At 36.6% G+C, this 14,220-nt stretch carries 13 protein-coding genes, 1 pseudogene and 1 other annotated feature; of the genes and pseudogenes, 5 read left to right on the top strand and 9 right to left on the bottom strand.

Annotated elements, in window-relative coordinates; genetic code table 11:
* The coding region (locus ACFSUL_RS06025; RefSeq protein ID WP_377933627.1) for a CBO0543 family protein at positions 1-462 on the bottom strand (462 nt) is incomplete at its 3' end.
* 351 nt (positions 463-813) lie between these two features.
* Here ACFSUL_RS06025 and ACFSUL_RS06030 point away from each other — a divergent pair.
* Together ACFSUL_RS06030 and ACFSUL_RS06035 are read left to right on the top strand one after the other, a co-directional pair.
* The gene (locus tag ACFSUL_RS06030) at positions 814-1,305 is read left to right on the top strand and encodes a MarR family winged helix-turn-helix transcriptional regulator (RefSeq protein ID WP_377933629.1); all 492 of its coding nucleotides are present in this window, start codon (positions 814-816) and stop codon (positions 1,303-1,305) included.
* A gap of 64 nt (positions 1,306-1,369) precedes the next feature.
* Positions 1,370-1,846, top strand: coding sequence for a CBO0543 family protein (locus tag ACFSUL_RS06035; RefSeq protein WP_377933631.1), 477 nt, complete (start codon positions 1,370-1,372; stop codon positions 1,844-1,846).
* Between the two features lie 186 nt (positions 1,847-2,032).
* Here ACFSUL_RS06035 and ACFSUL_RS06040 read toward each other — a convergent pair whose 3' ends face one another.
* The gene (locus ACFSUL_RS06040) at positions 2,033-3,298 is read right to left on the bottom strand and encodes an MFS transporter (RefSeq protein WP_377933633.1); all 1,266 of its coding nucleotides are present in this window, start codon (positions 3,296-3,298) and stop codon (positions 2,033-2,035) included.
* Between the two features lie 990 nt (positions 3,299-4,288).
* Here ACFSUL_RS06040 and ACFSUL_RS06045 point away from each other — a divergent pair.
* The 3 genes and pseudogenes from ACFSUL_RS06045 to tnpB all read left to right on the top strand — a co-directional run bounded on the left by ACFSUL_RS06045 (position 4,289) and on the right by tnpB (position 7,776).
* On the top strand, positions 4,289-5,218 hold the full coding sequence (locus tag ACFSUL_RS06045) for an ABC transporter ATP-binding protein (protein ID WP_071411825.1): 930 nt from the start codon (positions 4,289-4,291) through the stop codon (positions 5,216-5,218).
* Between the two features lies 1 nt (position 5,219).
* On the top strand, positions 5,220-6,341 hold the full coding sequence (locus ACFSUL_RS06050) for an ABC transporter permease (protein WP_377933635.1): 1,122 nt from the start codon (positions 5,220-5,222) through the stop codon (positions 6,339-6,341).
* 259 nt (positions 6,342-6,600) lie between these two features.
* Positions 6,601-7,776: pseudogene (gene tnpB / locus ACFSUL_RS06055) on the top strand (IS200/IS605 family element RNA-guided endonuclease TnpB).
* 130 nt (positions 7,777-7,906) lie between these two features.
* Here tnpB and ACFSUL_RS06060 read toward each other — a convergent pair.
* The 7 genes from ACFSUL_RS06060 to ACFSUL_RS06090 form a co-directional block, all read right to left on the bottom strand.
* On the bottom strand, positions 7,907-8,362 hold the full coding sequence (locus tag ACFSUL_RS06060) for a VOC family protein (protein WP_071411824.1): 456 nt from the start codon (positions 8,360-8,362) through the stop codon (positions 7,907-7,909).
* A gap of 136 nt (positions 8,363-8,498) precedes the next feature.
* Positions 8,499-8,984 (bottom strand): tetratricopeptide repeat protein, encoded by a 486-nt coding sequence (locus ACFSUL_RS06065; RefSeq protein WP_377933638.1) that lies wholly within the window; start codon positions 8,982-8,984, stop codon positions 8,499-8,501.
* 81 nt (positions 8,985-9,065) lie between these two features.
* On the bottom strand, positions 9,066-9,620 hold the full coding sequence (locus ACFSUL_RS06070; protein ID WP_377933640.1) for a GNAT family N-acetyltransferase: 555 nt from the start codon (positions 9,618-9,620) through the stop codon (positions 9,066-9,068).
* Positions 9,621-9,689: 69 nt separating this feature from the next.
* Positions 9,690-10,145, bottom strand: a complete 456-nt coding sequence (locus tag ACFSUL_RS06075; RefSeq protein ID WP_377933642.1) for a GNAT family N-acetyltransferase — start codon at positions 10,143-10,145, stop codon at positions 9,690-9,692.
* Positions 10,146-10,312: 167 nt separating this feature from the next.
* Complete coding sequence (locus ACFSUL_RS06080) at positions 10,313-10,876, bottom strand: GNAT family N-acetyltransferase (RefSeq protein ID WP_377933645.1); 564 nt, start codon at positions 10,874-10,876, stop codon at positions 10,313-10,315.
* A gap of 75 nt (positions 10,877-10,951) precedes the next feature.
* Positions 10,952-11,204, bottom strand: a binding site (T-box leader).
* 569 nt (positions 11,205-11,773) lie between these two features.
* Positions 11,774-12,007, bottom strand: a complete 234-nt coding sequence (locus ACFSUL_RS06085) for a DUF3953 domain-containing protein (RefSeq protein ID WP_071411819.1) — start codon at positions 12,005-12,007, stop codon at positions 11,774-11,776.
* Positions 12,008-12,251: 244 nt separating this feature from the next.
* Positions 12,252-14,204: a GTP-binding protein gene (locus tag ACFSUL_RS06090; protein ID WP_377933647.1), complete on the bottom strand. Its 1,953-nt coding sequence runs from the start codon at positions 14,202-14,204 to the stop codon at positions 12,252-12,254.
* Positions 14,205-14,220: the final 16 nt, after the last annotated feature.

Genomic DNA, 14,220 nt, shown 5'->3' on the forward strand with positions numbered 1-14,220 from the left:
ACTTATAAAAGGCCACCAAGCAAAAGCGCGGTAGCCTATGTTACCCCAACATTTGACGTAGAACCAAAAAATAATACCTGTAAATAAAACAGACCACCACATATTCCAACCATTATGATAGGTAATAAACCCTAGCTTACTGTTAACATATTCAATTAATAAATATATACCTGACCATAACAAAAACCATAAAGAGCGTTTTTTCCACCCTCTAGGAAACCTCCCTAAATATAGTAGTACTGTTACAGTGTAAGAAATAACCATTGCTAAAAGTGTAACCATCGTATGATTAGGTAAAATTACGTCATGAAAAATCCACATTGATTTCTCATAAAGCAAAAAGTTATATAACAAATCCCCTATAATGAAGAAAAGAAGTGTTGGATAATACTTTTTCCAGTTTCTCCAATCGCCCCATATAATCCCTGCTATCAAATAGATGGCATTTATTAAAATATACATAGGTTCATTCCTTTAGACAGATTAATCCTATATTCCCCAACAGGTAGGGAATTTATAATGGTTATACACTTAGGAGCTAAATGTAAATTTTCTTCTCTCCCCCACCTTTACTTCAATAAGTCTAAAAAATATAGGAGCTGCCGAAACAACTCCTATATTTTTTTACTCCAGCACCCTACTTGCTATAAAACAAGCTATTAGTAAGTGAAAAAATGCTTAAATAGCTCTGCAGACACACGAATATTTCGATTTTATAAAAACTTTATCTAGTTACAGTTTGAATTCCTATAAGTTAGGTGATAATTACTATTAGTTGTAAATACAATTGTAGATACAAGTGAGGGGGTCCACATGAATTTCGGTTACAAGCAAAATGCTGTTTTAATGGTAAGGGCCTTATATTTTTGCATGGAACAAAAGTGGGCTGAACTGGCGAAAACGTATAATATTTCACCAGCCCAACAACATATTTTATTTATCCTTTCCACTAATAACCAAACACTAACACCTTCTGAAATTAGCGAAATAGGTTGTTGGCATTTATCTACTGTAACAAGATTACTTAAACCGTTAAGAGAAAGAGGATTTATTACTATTAATCAAGATCCAAACCGAAATAGGTATAAAAAGGTCACCATAACCTCTTCAGGAGGAGAAATATTTCAGAAAATCATTGGTGCCATATTAGAAAAAGATTTCTTTCCTTTTGAGATGAATTCTTTGTCTGAGGAAGAATTAGAAAGTTTTCTGCGGGTCGGCCAGAAGATTCTCGATACCAATAAAGGAGAATCTTTCAGAGAAAAGATATTCAATGCTAAGATTGACGGGATTGATTATACTTAATGACTATTGATAGTTATATCTAACTACAAACTCACTCGGAGAAGTTAAAGTTAGGAGTAATATAATGCTTTTTGCCTACACAACTATCTCAATATTGTTTCTACTTGCTGTTTTCACCCCTAAAAAAATAGCTGGTATTGAAATTTATTCCACCTTCTTTTTCGCCTATTGGCTTGGAATTACATGCGATATTATCTTTGACTTAACTTACCACTTGTATGGGTATGTAGCAGAGGGTGCTCAGCTAACCAGCGTTTGTTTTATCACAGTTATTTATTTTTCGGTGAATACTTTGTTTTTAAATTCCTTTCCGTACAATAAATCAATACTAGCAAAAATAGTATATATATTGGCTTGGTCAATCTTTGCGACTATTTATGAATCAATCGCTGTAAATACAGCGTTCTTTTATTATAATGGTTGGAAGTTGTGGTATTCAGCGGTACTGTATCCCATTATCTTCACAAGCTTGGTATTAAATTTGTTATGGGTCCGAAAACTGTTATTTAGGTATATAAACAGAGAGCAAAGCAGCATGTAGTAAATAAAAAAAGAGCCTGTTTTTAAAGAGGTTTATCTTTAAAAAAACAGGCTCCTTTGAGTCGGGACAAATCACGATTTACTATTTTTCATTGTTTAGAGTGAAGAGAACTTTATTGATATTTTTGTTTAACCGTTCCATCCATTCATCAGCAAGATGAGATTCGCTTTGTTTTATTGTCTTTTATCAAGCTAGGGTTTTGGCATTTTTTCTATAACTTATCTTATGAATAGAAACTATAAATAGCCAAATGCTTAGTAAACCTATCACTACATACAGTGAACTGATAATAATTGGTGAAACAAATGCTCCTATTGTAATGAATAAAGAAGCAATAATGGAAGCTCCTCTAACAACGAAAGAATTAACAGCCATATACGAACTTCTTGCATTTTCGGGAATAAGGTCTGCCAAATAAGCCTGTCTTATCGGCCAAAACATAATTTCTCCAACCGTCGCAATAAAACCAGCTACCAATAATAGAATAGGCGCGTTACTAAAACCTAAAATAAAGGTGCCACCTGTATAAATTAACAAAGCAATTATTAAAACACGCAAGCTATTAAATTGTTTCATCATTTTTCCAATAATTAGCGTTGTTGCAACGACAAGAATCGTGTTTTCTGCATTTAACAGACCTACCATACTTGTGCCGTCAACATTGAGATGAAAAGAACCAAGAGTGAGTAGATTTTGAAATTCAAGCTCTTTTGCAAGGCGAATGCCGATATAGTTAGAAATTTGGAATTCCAGTGTGAAAAATAATAGCGTTGCTAAGGTAAAAATCATAAAAGTTACATCCATACTTACACGTTTATATTGTAATCCAATATCCTTTAGAACACCCCAACGTGATTTTACTGTCGATTCCCCCGCTGGTTTATATGTATCTGTAATAAAAAACGAAATCATCAAGACAGAGACTAACGAAAGAACGAAAGAAATAGTTAAGATGATTAAAAGATGCGTAGAGAAAAAATACCCTCCAATAACCGCACCAATAACTACAGAAAGATTACTGAACCAATACATTACACTATAAACAGACTTTCTGTTTTCCGTTGTCGTGACATCAATCACCATAGCTTCTGCGACTGGCTCTGTAATGGCACCACAAGCAGAAATAATTAGAACTGCAATAAACGTTATAACAGTAGACTGAAACATCGGTGTATTTGTTAAGATCATCAGCAACAAACCAAGAGACCTTGCAAAAGCTGCGCCAAGAATAATTTTTTTCCTACCAATCAAATCTGAAAAATATCCCGCATATAAACCAGCACCAAAACCAAAAATTACTGTGAAGATCATTAAAACACCAGTAAGTTCCGCTCCAAATCGAGAAGCAAAATAGATGGCCAAAAAAGGAAAATACATCGAACTTGATAAACTATTAATAAAAACATCAAGTAAACGAATTTTTACATTTTTATGTAGCTTGCTTAGCTCCATTTTCTATAACCTCGTATGTTATATTTTTTAATTTTATACAAAAACAGAATTTTAAAAACAATAGTACTATACTGATAAATCCAAGTCAATGAAGCATTTGAAATCAAAATGATTTTCTTGTCCACTAATAGCTATATATATATACTTCAACTAAAGAAGTTACTAAAAAAGGAAAGGGCCCTACCATTGTTTTGGTAATGCCCCCGTTCTCTAAATCTTATTTTATTTAACAAGCCTGCTTACGCCCCATTCGGTTTACTGTCTTCCCTTAAAATTTCTTCCAAGATGTTTTTTCTGGGTAAATTAGTACCTTTAGGTTTTGAAGAAAATAGCTATGTTGTCAAAAGCAACAATCTTTTAAAACACAGTCTTTTTTAAAGAGAAATATGTAACGATCCCCAAACTAAGATACATTAAACACAAGATAAAACCCACAACTATGGAGTAATTAAATACATTAAATAATGTCAGCGCCCCCATACATATCAATAGAACTAAGAAACTATATCCTCTTTTCGCATTTTTGCGAAATATTGAAGAGAATATAGTCAATGCCAAGGTAGTTGTTACTAAATGACAAATTAATAGTATTGCCCCCCATAGCACATTATTGTCCATGGATAACCACTCTGGATACATACCTACCCTCCTCCTCATGATATCTTTCTTTAAGAAAACATTAACGTCACCTAAGTAACCTATGTTGTTAGTAAAAAATGGTAGACACGCATTACTTTTTCGTTTTCTCAAATAAACCTATTGCAACAGCTATGGCAATACCTATTCCAATCCAAGAACCTACACTCAACACACTCGCCACCTTAAAACTCTTTGTCTTATTATACGATTTAAGACTAATAATGTTTCACTGACTACTACACTAAGGGACAACACTAAAAGGTAAATCAAAGGAATCTTTTTCATAACTGAAACGTACTAATTAATGCTAGTTACTTTAACGATAGGTTGTCATGAAAGTGAGGAGAAGTAATGACTGTTTTAGAAGTTAGGAATCTACAAAAATCGTTTGGTTCGATTCGTGCTGTACAGGACATTAGCTTTTCAATAGAAGCTGGTGAGGTGTTCACCATCATCGGACCTAACGGAGCAGGAAAGACAACGACACTTGAAATGATTGAAGGACTGGTTCCTCCCGATCAAGGAGAAATACATTTTGGAGAATGGAACTGGGAGCAGGATGCAGTAGCTATAAAAAAGAAGATTGGTGTACAGCCGCAATCAAGTGCGATGTTTGACCTGTTAACTCCTGAGGAAAATTTGAATCTTTTTGCTACGTTTTACGATAAGGCACGGTCTACCGAAGAAATTTTAGAATTAGTAAACCTAACGGATCACCGAAAAAATCAAGTGAAAAAACTATCTGGTGGCCAACGACAACGGCTCGCCATTGGTCTTGCGATGATTAGTGATCCGGAAATCATTTTCCTAGATGAACCAACAACCGGTCTTGATCCGCAAGCACGTCGTAATATTTGGGACATTATTTTAGAGCTAAAGAAGTTAGGAAAAACGACCATTTTAACCACTCACTATATGGAAGAAGCGGAAAAACTAAGTGATCGGGTTTGCATCGTCGACCAAGGACTCATCGTAACGCTAGATACACCGTCTGCACTCATTGAAAAGTTAACAGAAGAAAGAGAAGTCAGATTATCATTCCTTGATGGAGAAGAAGCTGCAGAAGCGGCTGATCTTTTTTCAAAAAGTCTTGATTCCGTCGCCCGGACAGAGCGTGAATGTACTGCACTAAAACTATGGACTGCAAGACCTGAAGATACGCTCTATGACTTGTTTAAATTCACAAAAGATAGGGAGTATCAGGTCGAACAGGTCTCTATTCGCGAAATGAGTTTGGAAGATGTCTTTATCGCCTTTACCGGCAAGGAATGGAGGGATTGAGATGAACAATTACAAACAATTTAAACAAATGTTCCTTGCTCAATTAAAGTTGACCCTTCGTGAGAAACAAGCATGGTTTTGGGGTATCTTTTTCCCCGTCATTTTAATGGTCATCTTTATGGTCATTTTTAGTGGCGATTCTAGTGATGAATTCCAATCAAAGGTTGCTATTGTTGATGAAAATCAAAATTCCACATCAGAAACGATGTTAGCTGGGTTAAAACAGATTCCTGTACTAGAGGTGAAAACAGACCAGACTGTCAGTCAAGAGAAAGCAACGGAATGGGTAAAAGAGCAAGAAGTTGATGCTGCAATCATCTTGCCAGCATCTAAAGAAGCAACATCTATCGAACTGATTGTGAATAAAGAAAACGAACAAAATGCCTCTACTCAAGTCGTTGCTGGCGTTCTCGATAAATTCGTTCAACAAGCTAACCTTTCTGCTGCTGGTGCAGCCCCTATTTATGAAGTGCAATTTGAATCAGTATCATCTGGAAATAACGAATTAGATTATACGGACTTCCTTTTAACCGGGATGATCGCTTTAGCCATTGCCCAAGGTGGTCTGTTTGGGATGGTTGATCTAGTAGAAATGCGCAGAAAAGGTTTGATTAAAAGGCTACGAATGACTCCAGCCAAAATGGGAATCTTTGGCCTAAGCGATATGGTCATGCGATTGTTATTTAGCATTATCCAAATTATTCTATTATCATTAATTGGCGTGTTTATATTTGGTGCCAATCTATACATCAATATTCTTAGTCTCATCGTTATCTTTTTAATTGGTGCCTTGTCCTTTAATGCTTTAGGCTATTTCATTTCTGCATTCAGCAAAACAACAGAAGCCTATATGGGAGTAGCAAACATTATAAGTTTTCTCATGATGTTTTTAAGCGGTGTATTCTTCCCGATCGAATCCATGCCAGAATGGCTACAACCAGTATCGAACATCCTCCCTCTTACCTATTTTGCTGAAGGTTTGAGAGATAGTATGGTTTACGATACTAGTATTCTTTCAAGTTCACTTTGGTTTGGCGTTGGGAACATGGCTATTTGGGGTGGAGTTGCCTTTATCATAGGCTCATGGTTGTATAAAAGAAAGTCGATTGTCGCGACTAGATGATAGAATTTCAGTAAAGGGGCATTACATCAACATTTTGCTGCTGGTACTGTATATAAGGGTGCGTTAATGTAATAAAGAAAGTTTCCGACTATTGTTACAAACGCACCTTTTATCATTTCCCGAAAGAAGACTCCCTCTTCAAGCGCGAGAAGGGATTTATCCCAGCGGTAAGGGGAGATGAATTTCGGTTGGCGATAGCCAAAATAGTCCTCACTATGGCATAATAAGAACAAACGTTCCTGATGGTGAGGTGAAAATCATGCAAGTCAAAAAAGCCTTTACGTTTCGTATCTTCCCGAATAGAAAGCAAGTTGATTTGATCAACAAAACCATTGGCTGTTCGAGATTCGTCTACAACTTCTTTCACGGTAAACAGAAAGAGAAGGATGCTTATTGGTACATCGTGGAGGAAATGAAGCAAAAGGGGTAGCTCCCAACCAATGAGTGGAAAGGTTCTTTTTTTAATAAGCATGAAACGGTAAAGGCAGTCCGCCAACTGAAAAAACACTATCCTTTTCTAAAAGAGGTAGACAGTATTTCGCTTCAAAAATCGGTTGAAAACCTAGCCGATTCTTACCAGCGCTATTACAAAAAACAAACGAAAGCACCTCGCTTTAAAAGCAAAAAGAATAAAGTGCAATCGTACACGACAAAACAAACGAATGGAAATATCGCTGTATTCGATAAGCACCTCCAGTTACCGAAACTTGGAAAGGTTCGTTTTGCGAAAAGTCGTGACGTAACGGGACGGATTATCAATGCGATGATTAGACGGAGCCCTAGCGGAAAATATTTTGTATCCATTCTTGCAGAAACCGAGGTAGAAGAATGGTCCAAAACAAATACAGCTGTCGGTGTGGACCTGGGATTAAAAGATTTTGCGACACTTTCAGATGGAACGGTATTCGGTAACCCCAAATGGTTCCGCAGATTGGAAGAAAAACTAGTAAAAGCACAGCGCATTCTTTCGCGACGGAAAACAGGTGGGGAAAATTGGGATAAACAACGAAAAAAAGTCGCTCGTATTCATGAAGCTACCACTAATGCGAGGAAGGATTACTTAGACAAAATTTCCACCGATCTCGTCAAAAACCACGACGTGATTGGCTTGGAAGATTTGTCCGTAAGTGGCATGTTGAAAAATAACCACATGTCCAAAGCTATTAGTGAAGTAGCTTGGTCACAGTTCAAACGGATACTCGAATACAAGGCAGAGTGGTACGGCAAGAAAGTTGTCGTTGTTGCCAAAAACTTTGCCAGTAGTCAACTCTGTTCGTGTTGTGGGTACAAAAATAAAGACGTTAAAAATCTCGCTTTGCGTGAGTGGACATGCTCTTCTTGTGGAAGTCATCACCAAAGGGATATTAACGCAGGATTGAATCTCCGAAACGAAGCCATTCGTCTCGTAACTGTCGGTGCGACAGGGATCGCCTAATCAATATCTGTTCGATAGAATGGAGTTCTTAGGAATCCCCCACTTCAAGCTTGCTAAGTGGGGGTAGTTCAAATGTACACTCCATTAATTTAGCTTATTTTAGAAACGCATGCTGCGCAGTAAAAATAAATTAATTTTTCTTATTCCATTCTGTTAACTCCATCATCTTGAAATCGATTTCCTCATCTATTTTCAGTGGGGCAATAAACTCTAAAGAGTTTCCATCAGGATCGTTAAAATATAATGCAGCATGTGATTGAGGATTGTTTGGGAGTACAATTGGTTGTTGTTCCGGTGCGAAGTTAAAAGCTTCCCTAACGTTTATACCTCTTTTTTCTAACCATTCTTTGGCTGCTGTTAAATCATTTAAGTCTACATGGAATGCAATGTGTCTTAGTGAAGGATGATAAGGGGTTTCAACTTTTTCCGTTTCCCATAAGCCAAGCCAACTCTTCCCTTTTTCAATCCAAAAGAAAGTCACTGCTTCTCCTTGATGAGCTAATTCCAACCCTAAGCTGCGATAAAACGCAATGGATTTAGATATGTTGCTTACTGGTAAATGTGCCTCATAAAGCCCTTTAATCATACCTATGAACCTCCCTTATCTGTATTTTGAATTACTTATTATTGTACAATAGGCACGATTTTTTATCTAATTATTCAGTTTATTTCACGAAACCGCTTGTATTAATTGAATAAAGTTAGAGAGAAAGGGAATACATTTAATCCCAAATATCATCCAACTTATTAGAGTAGAAGTCAATTGCTTTCTTATAGCTCAAGATGTCCTTGTCTGTTGTTGTGTCTAACAAGCATTTTAATAGTAACTCCATAGCAGTATGATGCTCATTAAGATTATATAAGGTCATGGAATAAAACACTTGAATTGCTCTATTGTTTGGAAATAATTCTATTCCCTTTAGAAATGTGTTCTTTGATTTTTCATACTCTCCTAATGTTCTATATGTACTCCCTAATCCCAATAAGGCCCCTTCTAAATCTTTTCCAGACAACCCCAATTTGATTGCATTTTCGTAAAAGGGTACTGCTTTCGATTCTTCTCCTAATACATCAAAACTCCAAGCACATTGATAGTTAATAGATGCATCATCGGAAAACTCCTTGACCAATTTTAAAAGTAATTTGTTAGATTCCTTTGGATTTCCATTTTTTCTTAAATCAATTGCTGTATCTAATTCTTTTTTCATTATTCCCATCTCCAAAACTTAGTCCGTTTAATTTACTCAGCCTCAACGGTTCTTCGAGTCTTGCGTCAGTTCGTTGCATTACTATTTTGCATTTATATAATAGACCAGATTGTCGGTCCATTCGCCAAATTCAAATATAAATCCTTTTCTTTTGCATTCAAACTTCATTCCTACGCTCTCTGCTAAATTCATAGAGGGAGTATTATCAACATTTATATGAGCTTCGATGCGATGGAATTTCAAGTCTTTAAAAGCGATATTGAGTGCTTCTCTGACCGCCTCTTTGCCATAGCCTTTTCTCCAATGCTGATTATGGATGGTGTAGCCTATCCTTGCCCATTGAAAATCGTCTCTTGCTAAAGTGGAGAAGTCTACCATACCTAAGTGTGTACCATTATCCTTTCGAAAAACGCCAAATACATGAGCAGTATCAGTCAATGCTAATTCTTGATGCTTTTTCACCAAATTAGTAAACCATTCCTCCGTACATTCACTCATATCAATCTTTCCTTTGTCATGTCTATGCTGAGATGGAAGTCTATTATTAAATTCATTAAGCCAATTTTTGTAATCCTCTTCTTTTAATGGTCGAACTACTAATCTCTCCGACTCTGCTACGTAATTAAATGTATTCAAATGAACACCCCACAGATTTTTCTTTTGTTGCTTAAGTTAAAGTAAAAAGTAAATGTATCTGTTACACCACTAACTAATTTCATAGAATAACCATTGGGCTAATTTACCACCCATTTTATTATAAAGAGATTGCGCAACAACGTTATCCTTTGCCGTTTCCCACGTCATGGATGAAAAATCATTCTCTCGTATGTAGTCTAAACTAGTTTGAAATAATTTCTCTCCAACCTTTTTCCCTCTTACATTAGGAGCAACGAATAAGTCATTTAAAATCGCTTGTCTCTTCACGCTTAATGTACTAAAAGTAAAATACAACGTAGCAAAGCCCACTAATTCCCCATTTTCTTCCGCTACAAATTGAAGTCCACTTGAAGGGTTATCAAGCAGATGGTTGATCAATCCTTTTAAATCATTTTCATTCGGTTCTGGCTGTTCATAAAAATCTACAATATACTGTCTCATAAGGTTATATAACTCCGGTACGTCTTGATTTGATGCAGGTCTAATTACAATGCCATTGCTCATTTTTTCTTTCCCCCTAGAACAAATGTAAACTATTACTATATTTCTTATTTAACAAAACTACTCCATTTACTTAGCGCATTACCGCTCAGGGTAGCCACATTAGCCATCCTAGAGCTCTTAAAATAAACGAATACATAATGGTAGTTCAACAAGAATAATTTGGATTACTACTCTAGTTTGGCATAAATACAAGTATCTGTTAGTTTCTTTCTGTCTGCTGACAAATCCTCGTTTCTGAGAGTGCCCTCTAAGTTAAACCTTAATCTTTCAGGGATAGCACGACTTTTTTCATTGGTAGACTCGCACCTAATTTCTAATCTCTTAAAATGCAGTTGCTCCAAACCAAAATTAGTTACTTCCTTTATCGCTTCTGTCATATATCCATGACCACTAAACTTTGTATTAATCCAATATCCAATTTCAGCTTTTGGTATGTCCCAATCTATCCCCTGAAGGCTCGCCGTACCAATAAATTCATTGGTATCTTTATGAAAAATAAGAAAACGAAAACTTTCTCTTTTTAAAAACTTAAGGTGAGCTTCTCTCAAATTAATTTCTGTTTCTTCAACAGCCGGGATATTCTGTGCAAATGGCAACCAAGCCTTTAATTCACTATAGGACTCCTTTATTGCTTCGTTTACGACTCTGCCATCCCCTGCTGGTAATGGCGCTCGTAGTATTAATCTTTCTGTTTCTAATTGGGACGGAACATCTAATAATATTGGATCCACTACATTTCTCCTCCAAATAGTCTTTTACCAAGTTAAATTTTAAAAATAAAAAACTCCCATCCCCAAGATAAATATCTTGAGGACGAGAGTTGTAATTTCGTGGTACCACCTCAGTTTGTTGATATATTGCTATATCAACCTCTTCGGGTACATTTATACCCTGTCTTTATATCGGTAGAATCCGTCTTACTATCCCTAATTATCGAATTAGCTTGGTAAGAAGCTCTGAGTCTTTATTCGTCAAGCTGATTATTACTCTCTTTTCAGCAGGATGAGAGCTCTCTGTCAATAACCATTCCTTAACTACTCTTCTCTTCAACGCTTATAACTATTTATTTTCAATTATGCTAACAATATTTTCTTAATTTGTCAATAATTCAAATAATTAAAGGCGCACTTCATTAACATCAAATAGTATACAAGTCCTGAATCAAAGGAATACATGAGTTATTTATTTTCTAAGTCTTTAATTCTTTTTTCCAATTTTTCTATTTTAGATAGTAAAAGTAATGCTAAACTCAAAGCACCTGCTGCAATAGAAAATGCCAAAATCGTCCCTACCCCATTTACTTGCCCCCTTCTTTTCGTATTGTCCCGTCCGTTTCATACGCTTTGTTTTTGAGTTAGTACCGCTACCAGCCTCCTAAACACTCATTCTCATAATATTTATGCCAAGATTTAGACAAATAGCCAATAGCAATGTTGTTCTTTACCACAGTCTATTAAAAAACAAGGTTGTTTTCATGAAATATGTTGTTTGGGGCACTAAACCGTTCCTTTCCGCTGCAGGCCCACAATGTTTTCAACTGTTGTAAAAGCAATAATCTTTGCGAAAACAGCCTAAAATAAAGAGCCTTCCTACCTATGCAGAAACGCCCTTGTCGTTTAAGAAACTCATTACGCAAAGAAAACTACTTGAAAGGTAACGAAGAAACAAAATAAGGAAGCAGCTATGCCCAAGTATCCATAGCCTTTCCTCCCTTTTTTAAGTTCATCTGCTCCCATCACTGCCATTAAAACACTTAGCAAAAAGATATTGTATGGCATAAACTCAAAGTTTCGAGTAATTAACATGTAGGTTGCTACAATAACAATAATTACTGATAGGCCAATTCGTGCTATTTTTAGCAAAGTCCATCTCCCCTTTTAATAAAAATTCCCTTTCTCCTATTCCTTTACTTTTTTAACACTATTTACGAATAAAAAATAATGTAGGTTCACTTTCTTTTCATTATTCTTCTTATAACTGCAAAAAAAGCTATTACCGACCCTTTAATGTAACAAGCCTAAAATATTTTTCAGCTAGAATTATAGTATTGCTCCACATTCAGCAAATACAGCCGTCGGGGGTCACTCCACTATTGAACCCGGCATTTTATAAACAATGCATTTCCCCTTCTGCCTCTTCCCAAGTCACGGTATAGCCTTGCCCTTTAGAACAGAATATTGACGAGGAAGTGTATTCAGAATCAGCATCTTTATTGTAACTAATCTGCTCTATTACCTCTTTTTCATTATGACATCGGTCGTAGCCAGCAAAGGTTAATTTTATTGAACCCTTTCCTTGTGTAAAAGAAGCTAGTTCACTAGTGTAGTTCATAAATGTAGCTACCGGCACGATTCCAGTTAGGATAGCTTTGTCTCCTTCTGTTTTTGGAGCATCAAAGCTTCCATGTGCAGTTTGAATGTCTGATAACACACGGCCCATTTGATCTACATCGACTTTAATTTTATAGTGATAATAAGGTTCAAGCAGGATGTTAGATGCCTTTTCCAGCCCTTGCCTCAACGCTCTGTAGGTCGCCTCTCTGAAATCACCACCTGATGTATGCTTATTGTGAGCTCTTCCAGTCAAAAGCGTCACTTTTACATCCGTCAGAGGTGAGCCTGTTAATAGACCACGGTGCTTCCGTTCAAAGAGATGGTGGCGAATTAAGTTCTGATTTCCGACAGTCAAGTCATCCGCGTGGCAATTGTTGGTAAACGTGATTCCGTTATTTCTTTCACCTGGCTCTAGCTTAAGATGGACCTCAGCGTAGTGCCCTAACGGCTCAAAGTGCCCATATCCAACTACCTCTGTATCGATTGTTTCTTTATAAAGAATTTCTGGATTATCAAAAGCTACATTTAAGTGGAACCGCTCCTTTACTAATTGTTCTAATACCTCTAGTTGAATCTTCCCCATTACATGGATATGAATCTCCTGCAAACTCTCTTCCCACGTTACGTTCAAAGAAGGATCCTCAGCATCTAAAATTTTAAAATAGTGCAATGCTTCCTTCATATTTATCGCTGGTTCGAAGATAACTTTGGACTTTAAGGTTGGAACCATTTCATACGTAGCACTTTCTTTTAGTGCTCCCACCCCATCACCGACAGATACATTCGATAAACCCGTTACTGCAAAAAGCTCACCTGCCGCTACGTGATCAACCGTTTTAAATTTACTTCCGCTATATACGCGTATTTGCGTTACCTTTTCTGAAATACCGTTCTCTTCATCTCCGTAATTTATTTCATCTCGCACTTTTAATGTTCCGCTCAGTGCTTTAATAAATGTGATCCTCGTCCCATTATCATCATGACGAATTCGGTAGACACGACCAGCAAATGCTTTTTCACTTGGATAATTGGTCATTGTTAACAAATCCAATTTCTCTAGGAAACTCTCTATTCCACTATCTTGAAGAGCAGAGCCACTTGCATAAGGGAAAATTTTGTTTTCCTTAATCATTTCTTGCATCGTTTTAAGCCACAAATTTTTATCGTAGCCGATTTCCATATACTGTTCTAAAAGCGCTTCATCACGTTCCGCAATGAATTCAACTAGTTCCTCTTTCATTCCACTCTCTTCAAAGGAATCGGTAATGTCACAAATATCGTCTGTTATATTCCTTTGAATGTCTTCTACCGTTTTATGCACATCTGCCCCGATCCGATCGGTTTTGTTAATAAAGAAAAAAACAGGTACTTGATGTTTTCGGAGAAGCTCCCAAACAGTTTCCGTATGCCCTTCTATTCCCTCAACGGCACTAACGATAATAATCGCATAGTCCATCACCTGAATCGCACGTTCCATTTCAGGAGAAAAATCGGCATGCCCCGGTGTATCAAGTAAATAATAGGTAGCGTCACGATACGAAAACATTCCTTGATCAGAAAACACCGTGATGCCCCGCTGCCTCTCTATATCATGGCTATCAAGAAACGCATCTTTATGATCAACGCGCCCTCTTTGTTTAATACTTTTTGTATGATAAAGAAGTTGTTCCGAAAATGTCGTTTTTCCAGCATCAACATGTGCTACGATTCCAATCGTCTTATTCATTTTGTAACCTCACTTC

Source organism: Bacillus seohaeanensis, from assembly GCF_042684945.1.
In the GTDB taxonomy this organism is placed as follows: Bacteria; Bacillota; Bacilli; order Bacillales; family Bacillaceae_B; genus Rossellomorea; species Rossellomorea seohaeanensis.

Excerpts from the sequence above, each read along its gene's own strand:
- ACFSUL_RS06030 (WP_377933629.1), top strand. The coding sequence starts at position 814 with ATGAATTTCGGTTACAAGCAAAATGCTGTTTTAATGGTAAGGGCCTTA.
- ACFSUL_RS06035 (WP_377933631.1), top strand. The coding sequence starts at position 1,370 with ATGCTTTTTGCCTACACAACTATCTCAATATTGTTTCTACTTGCTGTT.
- ACFSUL_RS06040 (WP_377933633.1), bottom strand. The coding sequence starts at position 3,298 with ATGGAGCTAAGCAAGCTACATAAAAATGTAAAAATTCGTTTACTTGAT.
- ACFSUL_RS06045 (WP_071411825.1), top strand. The coding sequence starts at position 4,289 with ATGACTGTTTTAGAAGTTAGGAATCTACAAAAATCGTTTGGTTCGATT.
- ACFSUL_RS06050 (WP_377933635.1), top strand. The coding sequence starts at position 5,220 with ATGAACAATTACAAACAATTTAAACAAATGTTCCTTGCTCAATTAAAG.
- ACFSUL_RS06060 (WP_071411824.1), bottom strand. The coding sequence starts at position 8,362 with ATGATTAAAGGGCTTTATGAGGCACATTTACCAGTAAGCAACATATCT.
- ACFSUL_RS06065 (WP_377933638.1), bottom strand. The coding sequence starts at position 8,984 with ATGAAAAAAGAATTAGATACAGCAATTGATTTAAGAAAAAATGGAAAT.
- ACFSUL_RS06075 (WP_377933642.1), bottom strand. The coding sequence starts at position 10,145 with ATGAGCAATGGCATTGTAATTAGACCTGCATCAAATCAAGACGTACCG.
- ACFSUL_RS06090 (WP_377933647.1), bottom strand. The coding sequence starts at position 14,204 with ATGAATAAGACGATTGGAATCGTAGCACATGTTGATGCTGGAAAAACG.